At 55.5% G+C, this 20,420-nt stretch carries 19 protein-coding genes; 16 read left to right on the forward strand and 3 right to left on the reverse strand.

Annotated elements, in window-relative coordinates; translation table 11 throughout:
* Positions 1-66: 66 nt before the first annotated feature.
* The 9 genes from ACNQFG_RS09610 (at position 67) to ACNQFG_RS09650 (ending at position 8,441) form a co-directional block, all read left to right on the forward strand.
* Positions 67-912 (forward strand): PHP domain-containing protein, encoded by an 846-nt coding sequence (locus ACNQFG_RS09610; RefSeq protein WP_423404733.1) that lies wholly within the window; start codon positions 67-69, stop codon positions 910-912.
* A 47-nt stretch (positions 913-959) separates the two neighbouring features.
* Complete coding sequence (locus ACNQFG_RS09615) at positions 960-1,220, forward strand: TIGR03905 family TSCPD domain-containing protein (RefSeq protein WP_097792504.1); 261 nt, start codon at positions 960-962, stop codon at positions 1,218-1,220.
* Positions 1,221-1,341: 121 nt separating this feature from the next.
* The gene (locus ACNQFG_RS09620; protein ID WP_423404734.1) at positions 1,342-3,654 is read left to right on the forward strand and encodes an ATP-dependent Clp protease ATP-binding subunit; all 2,313 of its coding nucleotides are present in this window, start codon (positions 1,342-1,344) and stop codon (positions 3,652-3,654) included.
* 85 nt (positions 3,655-3,739) lie between these two features.
* Positions 3,740-4,735 carry a diacylglycerol/lipid kinase family protein gene (locus tag ACNQFG_RS09625; RefSeq protein WP_423404735.1) on the forward strand — a complete coding sequence of 332 codons (996 nt, stop codon included), beginning with the start codon at positions 3,740-3,742 and terminating at the stop codon, positions 4,733-4,735.
* A gap of 246 nt (positions 4,736-4,981) precedes the next feature.
* Entirely contained in the window at positions 4,982-5,269 is a 288-nt protein-coding gene (locus ACNQFG_RS09630; RefSeq protein WP_005937287.1) for a co-chaperone GroES, read from the forward strand.
* A gap of 52 nt (positions 5,270-5,321) precedes the next feature.
* Entirely contained in the window at positions 5,322-6,965 is a 1,644-nt protein-coding gene (gene groL / locus ACNQFG_RS09635) for a chaperonin GroEL (protein WP_005937290.1), read from the forward strand.
* A gap of 273 nt (positions 6,966-7,238) precedes the next feature.
* A complete protein-coding gene (locus ACNQFG_RS09640; protein WP_423404736.1) occupies positions 7,239-7,598 on the forward strand; it encodes a helix-turn-helix domain-containing protein in 360 nt (119 codons plus the stop codon).
* Between the two features lies 1 nt (position 7,599).
* Complete coding sequence (locus ACNQFG_RS09645; protein WP_423404737.1) at positions 7,600-8,115, forward strand: ImmA/IrrE family metallo-endopeptidase; 516 nt, start codon at positions 7,600-7,602, stop codon at positions 8,113-8,115.
* A 146-nt stretch (positions 8,116-8,261) separates the two neighbouring features.
* Entirely contained in the window at positions 8,262-8,441 is a 180-nt protein-coding gene (locus ACNQFG_RS09650; RefSeq protein WP_423404738.1) for a hypothetical protein, read from the forward strand.
* Between the two features lie 53 nt (positions 8,442-8,494).
* Here ACNQFG_RS09650 and ACNQFG_RS09655 read toward each other — a convergent pair whose 3' ends face one another.
* The 3 genes from ACNQFG_RS09655 to ACNQFG_RS09665 all read right to left on the reverse strand — a co-directional run bounded on the left by ACNQFG_RS09655 (position 8,495) and on the right by ACNQFG_RS09665 (position 9,619).
* Entirely contained in the window at positions 8,495-8,872 is a 378-nt protein-coding gene (locus tag ACNQFG_RS09655) for a type II toxin-antitoxin system HicB family antitoxin (protein ID WP_112114943.1), read from the reverse strand.
* Positions 8,873-9,012: 140 nt separating this feature from the next.
* Positions 9,013-9,204: a type II toxin-antitoxin system HicA family toxin gene (locus ACNQFG_RS09660; RefSeq protein ID WP_112114942.1), complete on the reverse strand. Its 192-nt coding sequence runs from the start codon at positions 9,202-9,204 to the stop codon at positions 9,013-9,015.
* A 112-nt stretch (positions 9,205-9,316) separates the two neighbouring features.
* The gene (locus ACNQFG_RS09665) at positions 9,317-9,619 is read right to left on the reverse strand and encodes a helix-turn-helix domain-containing protein (protein ID WP_118657350.1); all 303 of its coding nucleotides are present in this window, start codon (positions 9,617-9,619) and stop codon (positions 9,317-9,319) included.
* A 174-nt stretch (positions 9,620-9,793) separates the two neighbouring features.
* On the opposite strand from ACNQFG_RS09665, the gene ACNQFG_RS09670 reads away from it, so the two are divergent.
* From ACNQFG_RS09670 to ACNQFG_RS09700, 7 genes are all read left to right on the forward strand, one after another.
* The gene (locus ACNQFG_RS09670; protein WP_423404739.1) at positions 9,794-11,809 is read left to right on the forward strand and encodes an Eco57I restriction-modification methylase domain-containing protein; all 2,016 of its coding nucleotides are present in this window, start codon (positions 9,794-9,796) and stop codon (positions 11,807-11,809) included.
* The gene (locus ACNQFG_RS09675) at positions 11,809-15,117 is read left to right on the forward strand and encodes a DEAD/DEAH box helicase family protein (RefSeq protein WP_423404740.1); all 3,309 of its coding nucleotides are present in this window, start codon (positions 11,809-11,811) and stop codon (positions 15,115-15,117) included. The genes ACNQFG_RS09670 and ACNQFG_RS09675 overlap by 1 nt, the downstream gene beginning before the upstream one ends.
* Before the next feature lie 1,121 nt (positions 15,118-16,238).
* The gene (locus ACNQFG_RS09680; protein ID WP_423404741.1) at positions 16,239-17,264 is read left to right on the forward strand and encodes a hypothetical protein; all 1,026 of its coding nucleotides are present in this window, start codon (positions 16,239-16,241) and stop codon (positions 17,262-17,264) included.
* Positions 17,265-17,283: 19 nt separating this feature from the next.
* Entirely contained in the window at positions 17,284-17,406 is a 123-nt protein-coding gene (locus ACNQFG_RS09685; protein ID WP_423404742.1) for a hypothetical protein, read from the forward strand.
* Between the two features lie 111 nt (positions 17,407-17,517).
* Complete coding sequence (locus ACNQFG_RS09690) at positions 17,518-18,633, forward strand: VapE domain-containing protein (RefSeq protein WP_423406578.1); 1,116 nt, start codon at positions 17,518-17,520, stop codon at positions 18,631-18,633.
* Between the two features lie 212 nt (positions 18,634-18,845).
* Positions 18,846-19,133 (forward strand): excisionase, encoded by a 288-nt coding sequence (locus ACNQFG_RS09695; protein WP_005932579.1) that lies wholly within the window; start codon positions 18,846-18,848, stop codon positions 19,131-19,133.
* A 106-nt stretch (positions 19,134-19,239) separates the two neighbouring features.
* Positions 19,240-20,394: a tyrosine-type recombinase/integrase gene (locus ACNQFG_RS09700; RefSeq protein ID WP_423404743.1), complete on the forward strand. Its 1,155-nt coding sequence runs from the start codon at positions 19,240-19,242 to the stop codon at positions 20,392-20,394.
* Positions 20,395-20,420: the final 26 nt, after the last annotated feature.

The following is a 20,420-nucleotide window of genomic DNA, read 5'->3' on the forward strand; positions in this document are numbered from 1 at the left end:
CGATGCCGAAAAAGCATTCGCCCTTTTGGGACGGGTGCTTTTTGGGCTTTCATGGGAGGAAACACAATGCCCGGCGATCTTCACAACCATTCCACCTGTTCCGATGGCTCTGTGCCCATCCACCGCCTGCCGCTCATGGCGGCGCGTGCGGGGCTGGACACCATGGCCATTTCTGACCACGACACGCTCCTGAGCGTCCGGTACTGTTACGAACACCCCACTCAGGACGGCGTCCGGCTCATCCCGGCCACCGAGCTGACCGGTTACGACTACGAGCGGCACCACCGGGTGCACCTGCTGACCTTCTGGCCCGACCCGGAAAGCCCAGAGCTCATCCGCCACTGCGACATCATGCGCCAGCGCCGGAACGAGTGCTGCCTGCAAAGTGCGCGGGAGATCGAGCAGATCTACCCGCAGTTCCGCACCGAGCAGGCGCTGGAATATGCAAAGGACAGCGGGGTGCTGTTCAAGAGCGGCATCATGCAGGCGCTGTGTGAGCTGGGTCTGGCCGAGGGCATCTACGGCGAGGAGTACCACCGTCTGTTCGGCTGGGAGCCGCGCGGCGTGGTGCTGCACTCGCCGGAGTATCCGCCGGTGCAGGAGGTGCTGGCCACGGCCAAAGCGGCGGGAGCCGTCGTGGTGTTTGCACACCCGACCGTTTACAAGAGCATGCCGCTGGTGCGTCAGCTGGCCAAAGAGGGCATCATCGATGGCATTGAGGTGGAGCACCCCCGCAACAGCCCGGAAGACCGCGCCGAGTGCATCGCCCTGTGTGCGCAGTACGGCCTGATCCGCACCGGCGGCACGGATTTTCACGGCTCGAACCACAAGCACCCCCACCCGGTCGGCACCTGCACGACCCCGGACGACCAGATCGCCCGGATCGAAGCGCTTGCGCAGAAGCGGAAATAATAGTATAATAAAAACACCAAAATGTAAAAAGAGAGGATGTTTCCGATATGAGCAAATCGTTCGAGTTCCCCAATGTGGGCACCTGCTCCAAGCTGACCAAGATCGTCCTGAACGACGACCACACCATCGAGTCCATCGAGGTCGTCGGTGGCTGCAACGGCAACCTGAAGGGCATCAGCCGCCTGCTGAAGGGCATGAAGGCAGAGGACGCCATTGAGCGGATGGAGGGCACCACCTGCGGCCCCCGCCCCACCAGCTGCCCCGACCAGATCGCAAAGAACCTGAAAAAGGCACTGGCAGAGCTGTAATCTGCCGTGTTCCAAAGGCCGAACTGCATGTTTTGTGCGGTTCGGCCTTTTTTGCTGATTTTTTCCGGCCCGATGGGGCTATACTTCTGCTGAGTCATATCAAACGACAGGGAGCAGGCAAATGAGCATTTGGGAAGCATTCGGCATGGGCAGATACAAGGGCTTTTCGCGGGAGGCGGGGCTGCTGCTGGACGAGGCAGTGGAGTTGGCGGGCGGCTTTGGCTGCAAAAAGGCAGATACCGGCCACCTTCTCCTCGCCATGCTCCAGACAGACCGGGGCGCGGCAGGGCGGTTCCTGGCCGGAAAGAACATCACCGAGCTGGCCGTCCGGCGGCAGCTGGCCGAGGACCGCCCCGGCCCGGTGCAGCATCTGGACCGCCGCGCGCTGGCACCGGACCTCCGCCGGGCCATGGATTATGCCCTCATCGGGGCGCAGAATGCCCACCAGCCCCGCGCTGAGCCGGAACATCTGCTCTGCGCCATGCTGGAGGATGACGGCTGCACAGCAGGCATCCTGCTGGCATCCATGGGCGTGCAGCTCACAGATGCCGTGCGGGAGTGCCGCCAGCTGTCCGGGCAGTTCATCCTGCCCAGCCAGCCCCGCGCCTCGGCCATGCCGCGCGGCAGCCGCGCCAGTGATAAGTACTGCCGGGATCTGACCCGCCGTGCTGCGGAACGGGAACTGGACCCGGTGTTCTGCCGGGAAGCAGAGCTGGACCGCATGGTGGAGATCTTATGCCGCCGTCAGAAGAACAACCCCTGCCTTGTGGGGGAGCCGGGCGTGGGCAAGACCGCCCTTGCCGAAGGGCTGGCCCAGCGCATTGCCACGGATCGTGTGCCCCGTGCGCTCAAGGGCCGCCGTCTGCTGGCACTGGATATGGCCAGCCTTGTGGCGGGCACCAAATACCGCGGTGACTTTGAGGAGCGGTTCAAGAACCTGCTGGAAGAGCTGGTGCGGGACGGCAGCTCCATCCTGTTCGTGGACGAGTTCCACACCATCGTGGGTGCCGGTGCAGCGGAGGGTGCCATCGATGCTGCCAGCATCTTAAAACCGGTGCTGGCCCGCGGGGAGCTGCAGCTCATCGGTGCGACCACGAATCAGGAGTTCCGCACCCACATCCAGAAGGATGCCGCACTGGAACGCCGCTTTGGCCGGGTGCAGATCGAGGAGCCTGCGCCGGAGCAGGCAGTGGCCATCCTCGAAGGGCTGGCCCCCCGCTACGAGCGCTACCACAATGTGCGCCTGCCGCTGGAGACCCTGCAGGAGGCCGTGGAGCTTTCGGTGCGGTATCTGCCGGGGCGCTTTCTGCCGGATAAGGCCATCGACCTTGTGGACGAAGCCTGTGCGGCGGCACGCATCCGGGCCGAGCGGGAGGGCATCCGGGACCCGGAACTGACGCGGGAGGAGATCGCCCGCGTGGTGGCGCAGGCCAGCGGGGTCCCCGCCGAGCGGGTGGGGGAGAAAGAGCGGGAGCGGCTTGACCGGCTGGAAGAACGCCTCAACGCGGAGATCGTCGGCCAGCAGAAAGCGGTGGCTGCAGTGGCAGGTGCCATCCGGCGCAGCCGCACCGGTCTTGGCGAGCCGGGGCGTCCCATCGGGGCGCTGCTCTTTCTGGGACCCACCGGCGTGGGGAAGACGGCCCTTGCCAAGGCGCTGGCCCGCAGCTGGTTCGGCAGCGAAAAGGCCCTGCTCAAATTTGATATGTCGGAGTATCAGGAGCAGCACACCGCTGCCCGGCTGCTGGGTGCGCCGCCGGGCTATCTGGGCCATGACGAGGGCGGACAGCTGACCGAAGCAGTGCGCCGCCGCCCTTACAGTGTGGTGCTGTTTGACGAGATCGAAAAGGCACACCCGGACATTCAGAACATCCTTTTGCAGATACTGGAAGATGGCCAGCTGACCGATGCCATGGGCCGCAAGGCGGATTTCCGCAACACCATCGTACTGCTCACCTCAAACCTCGGCGCACGTTTTTTGGCGGGTCAGAGCACGCCGCTGGGTTTTGCGGCGGGCAGCGAAGCCGTGTTTGAAAAGCAGTCTGCACAGGCCATTGAGGAGGCAAAAAAGTGGTTCCGGCCGGAGCTGGCAGGCCGTCTGGACGAGATGATCGTATTCCGTCCGCTGGCCGACGACAGCCTGTGCGCCATTGCCGAAAAAATGCTGTGCCAGCTGGAAGAGCGGGCGGCTCACAGCGGCTATCAGCTGAGCCATACGTCCCGCGTAGGCCCGGCGCTGGCGGCGCGGGCGCGTTCGCCCTATGGGGCACGCGAACTGCGGCGGCAGGTGGACCGCGCCGTCGAACAGGCACTGGCCGACCAGATCGCCGCCGGTGCCGCCCACACCGGCCAGCACTGGACGGCGGACTGCACGGCCGATGGGCAGGTGACGCTGCTCCAAACGGAAACAGCAGCCATGGGGCAGACCACCGGCTGACGACCCGATGTTCTGCTGAAAGACCCCCTTGAAACTTCTGCGATTTCTGTTATCATAGAGGTAATCGAAATTGCAGGAGGACGCCATGCGCACCTTATTTTTACTGAACCCCGCTGCGGGCAAGCAGGACTGTACGGCTCGGCTCATTCCGCAGATCGAAGCCGCTGCCCGGCGGGCGGGCCTTGCCCCGGAAGAGGTCACGATCCATGTCACCGAATACGCCGGGCACGCGCGGAAACTGGCCCGCGCAGCAGCACAGCAGGCCGCAGCGGAGGGCGTGCCCCTCCGCATCTATACCGCCGGAGGCGACGGCACCTTTATGGAGGCGATGACCGGGGTGCAGGGCATCTCCGGTGCGGCGGTCGGATGCCTGCCTTACGGCAGCGGCAACGATTTTCTGCGCACCTTTGGTACAAAGGAAGAGTTTGCAGACCTGGACGCGCAGCTGGCAGGCGGGGAAGTGGCCATCGACCTGCTCCAGACGAATCTGGGTCTGTCCGCCACCATCTGCGCTGCCGGTCTGGATGCGCAGGTTGCCTACGGCATCCCGAAGTTCCGGCGCATCCCGCTGTGCGGCGGCGAGATGGCCTATGTGCTTTCCATTGTGGAACAGCTGTGCGGACACATCGGCCGGACGCTGACCTTCACCATCGACGAGGAAACCCTGACCGTGGACTGCCTGATGTGTGCCATCTGCAACGGCAAGGCGTATGGCGGCGGCTTCCTGGCCGGGCCGGAGGCAGTGCCCGACGACGGCTGGCTGGATGTCTTCATCGTCCGCAAGGTCGGGCGGCTGACCATTGCCAAGCTGCTGAGCATGTACAAAAACGGACGCCACTTCGTGAATGGCCAGCTGACTGAGGCGGCAAAACCGTATTTCATTTACCGCCGCGCAAAGCGTGTGTCGCTCCGCTCGGCAGACGGGCGCGGGCCCATCGTGGCCACGGCGGACGGCGAGTGCGCCCCTTGTAGCGAAGTGACGGCAGTGCTTCAGCCGCTGGCAGGGCGCATCCTTCTGCCAAAGCCTGCCTATGAGCGATTCTGTGCGGCGCGCAGCACTCCGGCTGATGTGACAGAATGACTGCAGAGATCCCTGTGCGGGAGTCCATTCCGTACAGGGATTTTTACGTGGTGCGGAGGAATTTTGGAATCGTCATAAATATTTAACAAAAAAAGTTCCGAAACCTCTTGATTTTTTGGGTCAAGATGAGTACAATACACTTAGCACTCAGAGAAATGGAGTGCTAAACAACCGGAGGCCGGTAAACCAGAGCCTCCGGGCACAACGATGTTTTCATTTTATTTTTATAATAGGAGGGCAAGAACTATGAAGATCATTCCTCTTGCAGACCGTGTTGTCATTAAGGCTGTTGAGGTTGAGGAGACCACCAAGGGCGGTCTGATCCTGACCGGCAGTGCTAAGGAAAAGCCCCAGGTGGCTGAGGTCATCGCTGTCGGCCCCGGCGGCGTTGTGGACGGCAAGGAAGTCAAGATGACTGTGAAGGTCGGCGACAAGGTCCTCACCAGCAAGTACTCCGGTACCGAGGTCAAAGTAGACGGCGAAGAGTGCACCATCGTCCGTCAGGGCGATATCCTGGCAGTCGTTGAGGACTGAGCGGTTTCCCCTTTGATATTTGAAAATTGAGCTTTAAAGGAGCGATTTGATTATGGCTAAGCAGATCAAGCAGGGCGAGGATGCCCGCAAGGCACTGTGTGCCGGTATCGATACCCTGGCAAACACCGTTAAGATCACCCTGGGCCCCAAGGGCCGCAATGTGGTGCTGAGCAAAAAGTTCGGTGCACCGGTCATCACCAACGATGGCGTGACCATTGCCAAGGAGATCGAGCTGAAGGACGAGTTCGAGAACATGGGCGCACAGCTGGTGCGTGAAGTCGCTACCAAGACCAACGACGCAGCAGGCGACGGCACCACCACCGCAACCGTTCTGGCACAGGCCATGGTCACCGAGGGCATGAAGAATGTCACCGCCGGTGCAAACCCCATGGATATCCGCCGCGGCATGAGCAAGGCTGTTGCCAAGGCTGTTGAGACCATCAAGGCTCACAGCCAGAAGGTGAAGGACAGCAACGATATCGCCCGCGTCGGCACTATTTCTGCAGGCGACCCCGAGATCGGCCGTCTGATCGCCGAGGCTATGGAGAAGGTCACCTCCGATGGCGTTATCACCATTGAGGAGAATAAGACTACCGCTGAGACCTACAACGAGATCGTGGAAGGCATGCAGTTCGACCGCGGCTACCTCACCCCGTATATGGTCACCGATACCGACAAGATGGTGGCTGATCTGGACAACGCCGCTATCCTGATCACCGATAAGAAGATCAGCGTGATTCAGGATCTGGTTCCCCTGCTGGAGCAGGTCATGCAGAATGGTATGAAGCTGCTGATCGTGGCTGAGGATATCGAGGGCGAGGCTCTGTCCACTCTGATCGTCAACCGCCTGCGCGGCACCCTGAACGTCTGCGCTGTCAAGGCTCCCGGCTTTGGCGACCGCCGCAAGGAAATGCTGCAGGATATCGCAACCCTGACCGGCGGCACCGTGATCTCCTCCGATCTGGGCTATGAGCTGAAGGATGCTACCGTCCAGATGCTGGGCCATGCCCGTCAGGTGAAGGTCTCCAAGGAGAACACCACCATCGTTGGCGGTGCAGGCGATAAGGATGCCATCGCAGCCCGCATCGCTCAGATCCGCAGCCAGATCGAGGCCGCTACCAGCGATTTCGACCGTGAAAAGCTGCAGGAGCGTCTGGCAAAGCTGGCTGGCGGCGTGGCCGTCATCAAGGTCGGCGCTGCTACCGAAGTTGAGATGAAGGACAAGAAGCTGCGCATCGAGGATGCTCTGAACGCAACCAAGGCTGCTGTTCAGGAAGGCGTTGTTGCCGGCGGCGGCACTGCTCCTATCAATGCGATCCCCGCTGTGCGCGAGCTGTGCGACACGCTGGAAGGCGACGAGCGCACCGGTGCCAAGATCGTTCTGAAGGCTCTGGAAGCTCCTCTGCGCCAGATCGCTAAGAATGCCGGTCTGGAAGGCAGTGTCATCATCGACAAGATCATCTCTGCCAACAAGCCCAACTACGGCTTTGATGCTCAGAACGAGGTCTTTGTGGACGATATGATCGCTGCTGGCATCGTTGACCCCACCAAGGTCACCCGTTCCGCTCTGGAGAACGCAGCCTCCGTCGCTGAGATGGTGCTGACCACCGAAAGCCTGGTCGCTGATCTGCCGGAACCCCCTGCTGCACCCGCTGCTGCAGGCGGTGACATGGGCGGTATGGGCGGCATGTACTAATGGCTGCCAAAAAACCGCATGAATCCTTGATTTTTGGAGCGTGCAAAGGCGGCTTTACGCCAAACTTACGCCACTTACGCCAAAAATCAAAGCGCACTATAGGGTAACAAAATCGGCACTCGCTGAAAAGCGGGTGCCGATTTTTGTGTTATAATCGCAAAAAATAAGAAGATAAATCAACAAAAATAGTTGACCTATGAACTACCATGTGTTATAATGGTATCAACGAGGAGGAGGTACCCACTCGCGTAAGGAGAATTGGAGGAAGCCCATATGATTACGCCGTTCGGAAAGAGTCTGCGAAACATCAGGATGGATCGTGGAATGCTTCTGAAGGATATGGCGCAGGATTTGGATGTGACATCGTCCTACCTGTCAGCTGTTGAGGTTGGAAAGCGCAACGTTCCGGAAGAATGGCCTCGGAAAATTGGGAAGATGTATGACCTGTCTGATGAAGAAATTGAGAATCTGGAAGCTGCTGCAACAGCCTCTGCCTCTCAAATAAAATTGGATTTGTCTGACGCTACCCATGAATCGAGGGAACTTGCTGTAGCATTCGCAAGAAGATTCAACGATCTTACCCCCAAAGATCAAAAAGAAATTTTATCCTTGTTAAAAGACGGGAGGCCCTAATTTGACTTCACAGATCGCACAACCTTTATCCCGCAATGACATCCGTGACTTTACGTATAATCTTCGTAAGGCGATAGGTGTCGAGGACAAACCATATTTCCCCATCATGAGATTTTTGGAGCTGTTGCTCCCTCAGCTTGACGAAAAGTTTGAACTACAGATTTATTCGGAGCAGGAGATGGGGGATGCACATGGCTTGACTTATCCAGAACAGCACGTTATACGCCTTCGACGTGATGTATATGACGGTGCTTGTGATAGTAAGGGACGTGACCGTTTCACGGTTGCTCATGAGGTTGGACATTATTTCTTGCATACCCCTGCGAGAATAGTGCTGGCGAAGCTGGAGCAAGGCACGAGTGTACCAGAGTACATGAATCCGGAGTGGCAGGCGGATGCGTTTGCAGGAGAACTGCTAGTAGCCGCAAATCTGATGAAGGGAGTTCCCCCGGAAATCATTGCAGAGCAATGTGGGGTCTCATTGTCAGCAGCCCGTTATCAGTACGGAAAAATGTAAACAAAAAAGAGAGCCACTGCAATGGCTCTCTTCTTTGACCGAAGTTCCCATCCTCTGCAAAGGCTAGGAAACGCGGTCGGCCTAGAATGTTTGTAAGCACTCATATTCTAGCACGTTTTCAGAACCTTTGCAAGATGTTTATATAGATGTCTACCTATATTTCTTGCAAAGGAGGGATTTTAATGTTGATTTTTAGAGCGTGGAAGACAACCAAGGACGGAAAACGCATCTATGCTAAGACCTATGGGCTAAAAGCATTTCCTATTTGGGTTGATGATGATTCTAAGAAAGAGTCTGATAAAGACGCAGAAAAGGATAAAGAATAATTAAAAAAGCAGCGGTGGAATCAGTCGAGATTCCATCGTTGCTTTTCTACTGTTTACGCCAGATGGAGTTTCTCTTTCAGCGCATCCTGAAGGACGCCGGAAAAGTTGATGTGTGCCGATTCGGCGGCATCGTTGAGCCAGCCGGGAATAGAAAGGGTTTTCTTTACGGGTCTGTACCGCTTTTCGTACTCTTCCATATCGAAAGGTACCATAACCACAAAATCTTCCGGGTCAACATGGAGCGCAGAAGGGACAGAAGGCTCCGGGCAGACTTTGCAATCTTCCAGCATAAGGCCGATGGCATCCTGTGCCATGCGGACGGCTTCGTCCATGGTATCGCCTTGGGTGAAGCAGCCCTCAATATCGGGAATCTCAACAGAGTACCCGCTTTCTTCCGGGTGAAAAATTGCAGGATAGAAAATAGCGTTCATAATGTGACCTCACCTTTTATAATTCAACAAACAATCAATGTACCTTCACATAACAGGCCTACATTATTGGTTGGAAATTGTAGAATAGCCTATGCAGTGCTTCGCAGTTTCAGAATATGAAGTCTACAATCATCATATTCTTACTTTTTGAGTCCGGCTAATTTGAGAATGTTTTTCTCGGTACCGGGCTTTAGATCCTTTGCGTGAAATGGAACGACAGTGGTTTTGTTGGTAGTTGGGTTATGGTACTTATAGTGTGACCCATTTGCACTGACTAAAACAAAGCCGTTCTGCTCCAGCAAGCGAATCATTTGCTTGGGAGTCATCGGCATGGCGGGTGCCCCTCCTTTCTTTCAGGATTACAGTTTTATTGTATACGTATTTTACGTATTTGTCAAGAGGCAAAAACAGCCGCCCAGCGACCTTACGGTCTCGCTGGGCGGCTTATTTTTTGCGTTTCCAGAGCAAATATTCTTCGTAGCGGTGCATCTCGTTTTGTTCTTCTTCGGTCAGGCGCTGGCGCTGTTTGCGGGCCTCGTCCGAGGGGTCGATGTCGGTCAGACCCAGCAGGTAGTCGGCGGAGGTGCCGTAGAGCTTGCAGATGGCAAGCAGCGCGTCACTTGGCGGCAAGTTCTTTTCTTGCTCCCATGCACGAACAGCCCAGACTGAAAAGCCAATCTTATCTGCAAGGATTTGTTGTGTGTCATCATTTAACTTGCGAAGTTCAGCCAGCCGTTCCCCGAACATAGTTTTCCCACCCTTCTTTACCTACTAGTATATGTGGCACTACTACTTTCTATAAAAAGTGGTGTAAATATGCTAGACATGAACAAAAGTAGCAGTATAATACTAGTATAGGGCGAAACTAGTGAAATGATACTACTTCCGCTGCAACGCTAAGGCAAAGCGAGGGAATCCCCGTTGGAACAACTGATCGACTTTCACGCACCGGAAGTGCAGGCGGTGCTGGATACGCTACTAAAAGATAAATCCACCGGTAAAAACATCATCTGGGCAACCGACCCGCCGGAAGAACTGCAAACGGTGATGTACGATCCGGTGACGGATAGATCTCAGATCACCACCCAGCAGCTTGGGCTGACCCACTACGAGGTGGTGCTGCCCCGGATGATGAAGCAGACCGACACCCAGCAGCAACGCACCCGCAAAAAAGGCGAGGTGTTCAGCCCCGCATGGGTCTGCAACAAGATGAACAACGCACTGGACGCCGACTGGTTCGGTGGGCTGGGGGCAGGAGAGACCGCCGGGCAGTTCACGGTGGAACTGCCCCAAGGCTGGCAGACGGTGGAAACGCCGGTGCAGTTCCCGGTTTGCAAGGGCAGGACCCCGGCATGGGTGCAGTATGTGCAGAGCCGCCGCTTGGAGGTGACCTGCGGCGAAGCACCCTTTCTGGCATCCCGGTACGATGCCGCCACCGGCGAGATGATCCCGGTAGCCCGGCGCATTGGCATTCTGGACCGCAAGCTGCGGGTGGTAAGCGAGAACGCCGCCACAGAGGAAGAGTGGCGCAAATATGCCACCCATGCGGTGCAGTCCACCTACGGCTATGAGTATCAGGGCGATAACCTTTTGCTGGCACGGGTCAACCTGCTGCTGACCTATGCAGAGCACTTGCAAGCCCGGTGGCAGCGCAAACCCACAAAAGAGGAACTGCAACCTATCGCAAACATTATCAGCTGGAACCTGTGGCAGATGGACGGCCTGCGCCTGTCCGTGCCCGGCGGCAAGCCTCAACCGGAGACAGAACAGCTTGACCTCTTTTCCATGTTCGGGGCGGCAGAGCCGCAGCCGCCCACGGTATCCTGCAAAGTGAAAAACTGGCGCAAGGGCAGCCATGGAACGACCCAGAACTTTGAAACCATTCAGGAAGGGAGTACCAGCATGAAGTTTGATTATGTCATCGGAAACCCGCCGTATCAGGATGAAACCCTTGGCGATAACAAAGGCTTTGCACCGCCAGTATATAACAAATTTCTGGATGCGTCTTATGAAATTGCAGATAAGGTGGAAATGATTCACCCTGCACGGTTTTTGTTCAATGCTGGCTCTACGCCGAAGGCATGGAATGAGAAGATGCTGAGTGATCCGCACTTGACAGTCTTGCATTATGAATCTGATAGTTCAAAAATCTTTGCAAACACAGATATTAAGGGCGGTGTTGTAATTACATACCGCGACAAAGTGAAGAATTACGGTGCGATTGAGCATTTTATTGTGTTCGATGAACTAAGAAGTATTGCTCGTAAAATTGGAAAAACAGACTATGTACCGTTAAGTAAGGTGATTTATGCCGCAGAATCGTATCGTTTCACAGAAACGATGCACAAAGAGAACTCAAGCGTGGAGTCTCTGCTAAGTAAAGGTCATAAATACGACTTCAAGTCGAATGTTTTAAGTAAACTCAATAATATTGTGTTCTTCTCTGAAATGCCGAAGGACGGAAGTTCTTATATAAAAATTTTGGGTCTGGACGGAAGCAAGCGCACAGAGAAATGGATTAGAAAAGATTACGTTCGTGTCCCTGAAAATTTTGAGAGTTATAAGGTTTTTATCTCCAAAGCAAACGGTAGTGGTGCTTTTGGCGAAACTCTCTCAGCACCGATAATTGCTGAACCGGGCATAGGACATACGCAGACATTTATGTCTATTGGAAAATGCGAAAGTGAACAAGAAGCTATCGCAATAACAAAGTATGTAAAAACAAAATTTGCAAGGGCAATGCTTGGGGTACTAAAAATTACGCAGGACTGTCCGGCACCAAAATGGAAATACGTCCCCCTTCAAGACTTTACCGCCCATTCCGACATTGATTGGAGCAAGTCGGTGGCGGAAATTGACCGGCAGCTTTACCGCAAGTATGACCTGACCGCCGACGAAATCGAATTTATCGAGACCCATGTAAAGGAGATGGCATAATGGCTGGCATAACCCTGCGCACTGCCCGGCAGGTGGTGCCCATGATCTACGCCTATACCACCCCGGAAATTGCCCGGCACAACGGCTGGACGAAGATCGGCTACACCGAGCAGTCGGTGGACAAACGCCTGAAACAGCAGACCCACACCGCCGATGTGCTGTTCCACGAGGAGTGGCGGGGCAATGCCGTCTACGATGACGGCAGCGGCGAGGTGTTCACCGACCACGATTTCCACGCCTACCTCCGCAAGCTGAACGTGGAGAACGACCGTAAAAACGAGTGGTTCCATCTGGATGGGCAGCAGTCCCGGCGGTATTTTCAGGATTTCCGCATGAACCGGGGCCGGGTGCAGCTGGATGCTGCCATCGCTTACACCCTGCGGGAGGAGCAGGCAAGGGCTGTCCATGACACCAAGACCTATTACCAGAGCCACCCCGGCGGAGAATATCTCTGGAACGCCAAGCCCCGCTTTGGCAAGACCCTCTCCGTCTACGATTTCTGCAAGCAGGTCGATGCACAGACGGTGCTCATCGTCACCAATCGCCCAGCCATCGCCAATAGCTGGTACAGCGACTATGTGCGCTTTCTGGGCAGGGAGTCCGGCTATCTGTTCGTCAGCCATGTGGATGCCCTTGCCGGGCAGCCCCATGTGCTGGACGAGCAGGGCTATCTGGATGCCGCCGCACAGGGCGAGGAACTGTATAAGCGCATCGAGTTTGTCAGCCTGCAGGACATGAAAGGCTCCAAGTATTTCGGCGGCGAGTACGACAAGCTGCGCCACCTGACCGAGCTGAACTGGGATGTGCTGGTCATCGACGAAGCCCATGAGGGCGTGGACACCTACAAGACCGACCTTGCCTTTGACCGTATTCGCCGCAAGTTCACGCTGCACCTGTCCGGCACGCCCTTCAAGGCACTGGCAAACGATAAGTTTGCCGGGAATGCCATCTTCAACTGGACCTATGCCGACGAGCAGGCCGCCAAGCGGAACTGGCAGGGCGCACCGGGGCAGCAGAACCCCTATGCAAACCTCCCCATGCTCAACCTCTACACCTACCAGATGTCCGAGATCATCCGGGACGAAATTCAGCAGGGCGTGGAGATCGACGGCGAAACGCAGGAATTTGCCTTTGACCTGAACGAGTTCTTTAAGGTAAAGCCCAGCGGCAGCTTTGAGCACGAAGCCGAGGTGGACCGCTTTCTGGATGCCATGACCACTCAGAACAAATTTCCGTTTTCCACCCCGGAACTGCGTGCCGAACTGAAGCACACCTTCTGGCTGCTGAACCGGGTGGACAGCGCCAGAGCGCTGGCGAAAAAGCTGCAGGCGCACCCGGTATTCCGGGACTACGAGGTGATCCTTGCCGCCGGTGACGGCAAGCTGGACGACACGGACGAGAACCAGAAGAGCTTTGACCGGGTAAAAGCCGCCATCGCCCACCACGAAAAGACCATCACCCTGTCGGTGGGGCAGCTGACCACCGGTGTCACCATCCCGGAGTGGTCGGCAGTGCTGATGCTCTCCAACCTGAAAAGCCCGGCGCTGTATATGCAGGCAGCGTTCCGTGCCCAGAACCCCTGCCTTTTCCACGAAAACGGCACCTTCCGCCGCAAAGAGAACGCCTATGTGTTCGATTTTGACCCCGCCCGCACTCTGCTGATCTACGAGCAGTTCGCCAACGATCTTTCACAGGACACCGCCAGCGGCAAGGGCGACACCGAGGAGCGCAAGGCGCACATTCAGAATCTGCTCAACTTCTTCCCGGTCATCGGCGAGGACGAGGAAGGGGAGATGATCCCGCTGGATGCAGAAAAAGTCCTCAGCATCCCCCGGAAGATCAAGTCCAAGGAAGTGGTGCGGATGGGCTTCCAGAGCAACTTCCTGTTCCAGAACATTTCCAACGTGTTCAGTGCGCCGCAGGAGGTGCTGGACATTCTGCAAAACTTCCAGCCCGTCAGCGAGGCTAAGGCAAAGCCCATCCAGATCACCCCGGACACCGGCGCAGACCTCTCCTTGAACGACAAGGGCGAGGTAGACCTGGACGAGGGTTACGTTATCGGCAAGGCAGCGGATGTATTCGGGGCGAAAATTTACGAGAGCACCCCCGCACTGGACACCGCCCTGCAAGACCTGACAGATGCTCCGGCTCTTACCAAAGAAGAGCATCTGGAACCCCTGAAAAAGAGCATCACCAAGGAGATCATCACCCCCATGGTGGAGCAGGCAAAGCAGGAGTATGGGCGGGATCTGAAGCTGTCTGACCAGAAGCGGTTTGAGAGCGCCGCCAAAGCAAAAATGGACGTGGCGGTGAACAAGGTGGTGGACAACTACCGCATCGACCAGAGCCAGTTGGAGACCCAGCGCACCCAGCAACTGCAAAGCTGCACCACTGCCCAGCAGCGCCAGCAGGTGAACCGGGAATTTGATGCAAAGCAGCAGCAGAGCACCGCCGCCCTGATGGAGACGTTGCAATCCACCATCCAGCAGACGGCGCAGGAAATGCAGCAGACCATCGTGCGCACCGTGGAGACCAACCAGAAGGAGCAGGAGAAAAAGGGCTACGAGGACACCGTCCGTGACCATCTGCGGGGCTTTTCCCGCACCATCCCGTCCTTCCTCATGGCCTACGGCGACGAGACTGTGACGCTGGCAAATTTTGACCAAATCATCCCGGACAAGGTCTTTCAGGAGGTCACCAGCATCACGTTGGAACAGTTCCGCTTTTTGCGGGACGGCGGACCGTACATCAACCAGACTACCGGACAGGAGGAACACTTTGCAGGCCACCTGTTCGACCCGGTGGTGTTTGACGATTCGGTGAAGGAATTCCTGAGCCTGAAGGTCAGGCTGGCGGATTACTTTGATGAGAGCCGCACCGAGGATATCTTCGATTACATCCCGCCTCAGAAGACTAACCAGATCTTCACCCCAAAGTGGGTGGTGAAAAAGATGGTGGACCTGCTGGAGCAGGAAAACCCCGGCTGCTTCGATGACCCCGGCAAGACCTTCCTAGACCCCTACATGAAGTCCGGCCTGTACATTACGGAAATCGTCAAGCGCCTTTACCGCAGCGAGAAGATGCGGCAAGCCTTCCCGGACGATAACGCCCGGCTGGAACATATCTTTGCCAAGCAGGTCTATGGGCTTGCCCCGACCGAGATCATCTACCGCATTGCCATCAGCTACATTCTGGGCTTTGCAAAGGATCACGGCATCACTGCCCACCATATCCGTCAGGCCGATACGCTGGAATTTGCCAAGGCGGGCACCATGGAAAGGGAACTGGATAAGATTTTCAGAGATTGACCAATAGAATACGGCATAAAACCAAAGGCGGCTGTCTGCATGGGTGCAGATGGCCGCCTTTTTTGTGCTATACGATTACGAAAACGGACGAATTTGTCAGTTCTCGTTACATCGGAGCCGGACGAGCTGTCCGTTCAGGACAGCTTGCTCGGAGCAAGAGTGCAGAGAGGTGCGGGTCGCCTGCGGCGACCTCAAAAGGCCACCGGCCTTTTGAAGCACCGACCGAGCCGACAGGCGAGACCGCTGCCCTTTGAAGGGAGTCAAGGGGGAACGCCTTGCCCAGTGATATGATGCTGTGCGTCATATCCTACTGGGTATTATCTGGCGCAAAATGGCGGCAGATCCAGCAGCTCCGCTGCTGCGCACTCTCCCGGCAAGCTGTTGAAATGAAAGAAGCCTCCGCTAAACCTTATACCAAAATCAGGAAAAAGTAACCAAAACAGGTTCACTTAGGGAGCCAATAATAGGCCTACGAGGCCCACGAATTTAGTGATTTCAGGTGCTATAATAATTGCAGAGATGCAGCATCTTAGTGATTTTCTGCAAAGAAAGAATAACGATGCAACAAGAAATGGGAACGATGCTTCCTACTTTCACCGAAAATTAGGAACTCTCGGTTCCTGTTCGAGTATGAGTTTCTTTGCTATACTTTTCTTGCAGAGCGAAAGCAAACTCTTCTAAGCGGAAAGCGACAAACGCCATGATCTCCCACTGAGGGAAGGAGCGGTAGGTCACTTTCTTTGCAGTATAACAAACACATAAATCCTTTTCTGAAAGGACTACCTCTCGATTCCGAGAGAAGATTTCAAGACACGGTCTTGAAATGCGAGAACCGTTGCTTAGAAGAACTGTATCACTCCTGTGATTTGATCGCACGAGTGACCGTACAAAAAATATAGGAAAAGAGGGATGTCTATCTGAAATTAACACGACACAACGGACGAGCCGGAGCACACGGCACTTACAACCCCAAGCACAATGACCGCAGTTTCAACCTTGCTAACAGTGAGCACATCGACCCGGAACGAGCCAAGGGCAACATCTACTGGGACTGCTTCCACGGCTTCCATTCGGCTCTCGCTCCACCCGACCCGGATGATCTGGCGGCGACCTTTTCAGATGTGGAACGGCAATTCTATGAGACCCACTACACTGCCTTTGTCGAAAGCCAGAATGAGCGTAACGCCAAGATCCGGCACACAGAGCGCAACCGCTCCATTCCCGACCTGTTGTCCAGCCGCAAGACCTGCCCGGAGGAGAGCATCTACCAACTTGGAACGTTGGATGAACACGCTTCGGCGGAGGATTTGCTGAACATCGTCACCGAGTTCATCGAGGCGTTCAAAGCCAAGTATGGCGACCATGTTCATGTGCTGGACTGGGCATTGCATCTGGATGAAAGCACTCCCCACATCCATGAGCGTCATGTGTTCGACTGCGAAAACAAGTACGGCGAGGTGGCACCCCAGCAGGAAAAGGCATTGGAAGCACTGAGCTTCGAGCTGCCCGACCCGGACAAGCCCCTCAGCCGCCGCAACAACCGCAAGATCACCTTTGATGCCGCCTGCCGGAAGATGCTATTTGAAATCGCCAAGCGGCACGGGCTGGAATTGGAGGAAGAAGCGGAGTACGGAAACCGCAAATATCTGGAAAAGCAGGACTTCATTCTTGCCAAGCAGAAGGAGCAGCTTGCCGCCCAGCAGAACAAGCTGGACAAGCTGACCCTGAAAGTTTCGGACATGGAGACCCTGCTGGAAGATGTTTCGGCTGCGGCCTATGACAAGGCGGTGGAGGTCGTGACCGACGTGGTGCGCACCGAGACCCGCAAGGAAGATATGCGGATGATCGAGGACACGAAGAAGTGGGTGCTGTCCCCGGAACGTAAGGCTCCGCAGACCACGAGAGAATACGCCGCCCATCGGTTGGACACCGTGCTGGACAAGTTTCTCAAGACCATGCAGACCACCGCTGCCCGCTTGCAGGAGAAGCTGCTGAAGCCGGAGGCCCGGCAGAAAGGCAAGGAACAGGTCAAGGAGAAAGCACGGGATTCCGTTCTGCAACTGCTGAGCCGCTTGCAGGCAGAACAGGCGCAGCGGAATCCATCTGCACCGCCTACCGCCGAGAAGTCAAAAAATCGTTTTCAATAATAGTACGAGGTGATGTTTATTGAGCAAAGAAGTCAACGAAGAACGCGCTCCCCGAACCATTACCGATGTGAAGGAAATGCTGTCCAAGCACTCCAATGGCGAAATCCAGCGGACGATCCAGAACTGCATCACGATTTTGTAGAACGACCATGTGCTGGCCGATGCCATCCGGCTGAACCTGTTGAGTGAGCGCATCGACATCGTAAAGCCTGTGGGCTGGCCGAGATCTGGTAAGACGCTGAACGACACCGATATGAAGTATATCCTGCGGCAAATGGAGAAGTACGGCATTTTCAGCGAAAAGAAGATTGAATCCGCCATCCGCATCATTGCCAACGAGAACCGCTACCACCCCATCCGGGATTACCTGAATGGCCTAAAGTGGGACGGTACGGAACGGATAGCCCACGTCCTGCACCATTTCCTCGGTGCTGCGGAGGACGAGTACACTTGCGAAGCTATGAAAATTTTCCTGCTGGGAGCCATCAAGCGGGTGTTCCAGCCGGGATGCAAATTTGAGACCATGCTCTGTCTGGTGGGAGGTCAGGGTGCGGGGAAGTCCAGCTTTTTTCGGCTGCTGGCCGTTAAGGACGAGTGGTTCTCGGATGACCTGCGGCGGCTGGACGACGACAACGTGTACCGCAAGCTGCAAGGTCACTGGATTATCGAAATGTCGGAGATGATCGCCACCGCCAATGCCAAGAGCATCGAGGAAATCAAGAGCTTTCTCAGCAAACAGAAAGAAACCTATAAAGTCCCCTACGAGACCCATCCTGCCGACCGTCTGCGCCAGTGCGTCTTTGCTGGTACGACCAATCGGCAGGATTTTTTGCCCCGTGACCGCACGGGCAACCGCCGCTTTATCCCTGTCCCAGTGGATGCGGAACTGGCCGAAGTCCACATTCTGGACAATGAGGAGGAATCTCGCACCTATATCGACCAGCTCTGGGCAGAAGCCATGACGATTTACAACAGCGGTAATTACAAGCTGGCGTTCAGCCCTGCCATGCAGGAAACGCTGCAAGCCCATCAGCAGGACTTCATGCAGGAGGATGCACAGGCTGGCATGATCTATGCCTTTCTGGAGGACTACACGGGTGACAGGGTGTGTTCCAAGCAGCTCTATGCGGAAGCACTGGGCAACACCAATATCCCGGCAGAGTGGGAGACCCGCGCTATCTGCGAGATCATGAACACCGGCATTTCGCGCGGCGATATCCAAGGCTGGCAGGCGCACAAGACCGCCAAGCGTTACCCGAAGTACGGCGTTCAGAAAGGCTGGGAGCGCGTAACCAGCCCCGAAACCGGGGCTGAAGATTTCTCCGAAATAACGGATGCAGAAGCTAAGCAGCTGGGCTTTCCCTTCTGATGAATGGCGGTTACACGTCTGGTTACAGGTTCGGTTACACCTTAGTTACGGCGGAAAAGCCGCATGACTGCTGCGTTTTCCTCTTTCTGTAACCATGTAACCTTAAAAAGATAAGAAAAAGTATAAAGTCCACCGAATGTCCTGCGTACAGAAAAAGAGAGTTTTCCTGCCCGGTTACAGGCGTTCGGTTACAAGGAATTGGAGGTCTGCCTATGAAGGAAGTTCGCGTTTGCGAAGCAATGAAGTCCCCGGTGGAGACTTCAAGCGACGGAACGGTCTTGCATCAGCAAGATGGAGGGACCAAGTCCCGACAAGTTCCGATCTGGGAAAAGAGCAATTTGACGCTGGAGGAAGCTGCGGCTTACTCCGGCATTGGCATCAATAAACTGCGCGAGATTACCAACGAGGATAAGTGCAAATTTGTCCTTTGGGTGGGCAACAAGCGTTTGATCAAGCGCCGTCTGTTTGATTGCTTTATCGAGCAGGCGTATTCTATTTGAGAATGATGCAACGTCTTTTCTATTCGATATCGGTGGAAATCGCATGGTCGGTATGGTATACTAAAATTAACCCCTATATGCGCTTTTCACAGAAAGGAGTTTCTAAATGTCTGAAAAGCGCAAGGATAGCAAGGGCCGTGTTTTGAAGGATGGCGAAAGCCAGAGAGCAAACGGCACCTACGACTATCGTTATACCGATATCCACAAGAAACGGCGTTGTATTTACGCTAAATCCCTGACAGAGCTGCGGAAAAAAGAGGAAGAACTGTGGCGCGATCTGGCAGACGGCATCGACTACGCCGCCGGAGAGATGACGGTGGCTGATCTGGTTGACCGCTATATGAACCTGAAACGTGGGTTGAAACCCAATTCACTTCGGTCGTACAACACAGCGGTCAAGCGGATTCATGCTGACCCTTTCGGGCAAAAAGCCATCAAAACGGTAAAATTGTCCGATGCGAAAGGCTGGTTCGTGTTTCTGCATGACAGCGGTTTCAAGCAAAACACCATAGGAATCCTGCAAAGCGTTGTCAGACCGGCGTTTGAGATGGCGGTGGAGGATGACATCATCCGCAAGAATCCATTCAAGTTCAAGCTGTCGGATGTTGTGCCGAAGGACGCTTATGTGCGCAATGCCCTGACCAGAGAACAGCAGGAGAAATATCTGCAATTCGTTCAAGACTATGGCGGCAACTATTATGATGATATCGTCATTCTTATGGGAACCGGCTTGCGCGTGAGCGAGTTGTATGGCCTGACACGAGCAGATATCGACTTTGAACGGCACTGTATCCATGTCCGGCGGCAGCTTTGCCGGACGGCTGAAAAGCCCTACTTTGTCACACCGCCGAAAACAAAAAGCGGTATCCGCAATGTTCCCATGACAGATACCGTTTGTGCAGCGCTGCGGCGTGTAGTAAAAGCCAGAGCGTCCACGAAAGTGGAAGCGTTGGTAGATGGTTGCAGCGGATTTCTCTTTCTGGACAAGTCCGGGATGCCAAAGGTGGCAATGCACTTGGAAAACTATATGCGTGGCGTACAGGGAAAGTTTGAGAAGGCGTACGGCAAACCTGTTCCGCGCATTACATCTCATGTGCTGCGACACACCTTCTGCACCAATGTTCAGCAGGCCGGGCTGGATGTAAAAAGCCTGCAATACCTGATGGGACACTCCAATGCCAGTGTGACGTTGGATGTCTACACGCACAGCAGCTTTGAATCAGTTGAGAAGGCCTTTGAACAGATTGTCGGCAACCTGTGATTTTCGACGTATGAAGCGGAATTGCT

It is taken from the genome of Faecalibacterium prausnitzii, from assembly GCF_049532945.1.
Classification (GTDB): Bacteria; Bacillota; Clostridia; order Oscillospirales; family Ruminococcaceae; genus Faecalibacterium; species Faecalibacterium prausnitzii_N.

What these genes read in the sequence shown, in the direction of transcription:
- ACNQFG_RS09620 (WP_423404734.1), top strand. Translation starts at nt 1,342, where the DNA reads ATGAGCATTTGGGAAGCATTCGGCATGGGCAGATACAAGGGCTTTTCG.
- ACNQFG_RS09665 (WP_118657350.1), bottom strand. Translation starts at nt 9,619, where the DNA reads ATGTTCGGGGAACGGCTGGCTGAACTTCGCAAGTTAAATGATGACACA.
- ACNQFG_RS09660 (WP_112114942.1), bottom strand. Translation starts at nt 9,204, where the DNA reads ATGCCGATGACTCCCAAGCAAATGATTCGCTTGCTGGAGCAGAACGGC.
- ACNQFG_RS09640 (WP_423404736.1), top strand. Translation starts at nt 7,239, where the DNA reads ATGATTACGCCGTTCGGAAAGAGTCTGCGAAACATCAGGATGGATCGT.
- ACNQFG_RS09700 (WP_423404743.1), top strand. Translation starts at nt 19,240, where the DNA reads ATGTCTGAAAAGCGCAAGGATAGCAAGGGCCGTGTTTTGAAGGATGGC.
- ACNQFG_RS09655 (WP_112114943.1), bottom strand. Translation starts at nt 8,872, where the DNA reads ATGAACGCTATTTTCTATCCTGCAATTTTTCACCCGGAAGAAAGCGGG.
- ACNQFG_RS09690 (WP_423406578.1), top strand. Translation starts at nt 17,518, where the DNA reads ATGAAGTATATCCTGCGGCAAATGGAGAAGTACGGCATTTTCAGCGAA.
- ACNQFG_RS09610 (WP_423404733.1), top strand. Translation starts at nt 67, where the DNA reads ATGCCCGGCGATCTTCACAACCATTCCACCTGTTCCGATGGCTCTGTG.
- ACNQFG_RS09615 (WP_097792504.1), top strand. Translation starts at nt 960, where the DNA reads ATGAGCAAATCGTTCGAGTTCCCCAATGTGGGCACCTGCTCCAAGCTG.
- groL (WP_005937290.1), top strand. Translation starts at nt 5,322, where the DNA reads ATGGCTAAGCAGATCAAGCAGGGCGAGGATGCCCGCAAGGCACTGTGT.
- ACNQFG_RS09695 (WP_005932579.1), top strand. Translation starts at nt 18,846, where the DNA reads ATGAAGGAAGTTCGCGTTTGCGAAGCAATGAAGTCCCCGGTGGAGACT.
- ACNQFG_RS09625 (WP_423404735.1), top strand. Translation starts at nt 3,740, where the DNA reads ATGCGCACCTTATTTTTACTGAACCCCGCTGCGGGCAAGCAGGACTGT.
- ACNQFG_RS09650 (WP_423404738.1), top strand. Translation starts at nt 8,262, where the DNA reads ATGTCTACCTATATTTCTTGCAAAGGAGGGATTTTAATGTTGATTTTT.
- ACNQFG_RS09675 (WP_423404740.1), top strand. Translation starts at nt 11,809, where the DNA reads ATGGCTGGCATAACCCTGCGCACTGCCCGGCAGGTGGTGCCCATGATC.
- ACNQFG_RS09630 (WP_005937287.1), top strand. Translation starts at nt 4,982, where the DNA reads ATGAAGATCATTCCTCTTGCAGACCGTGTTGTCATTAAGGCTGTTGAG.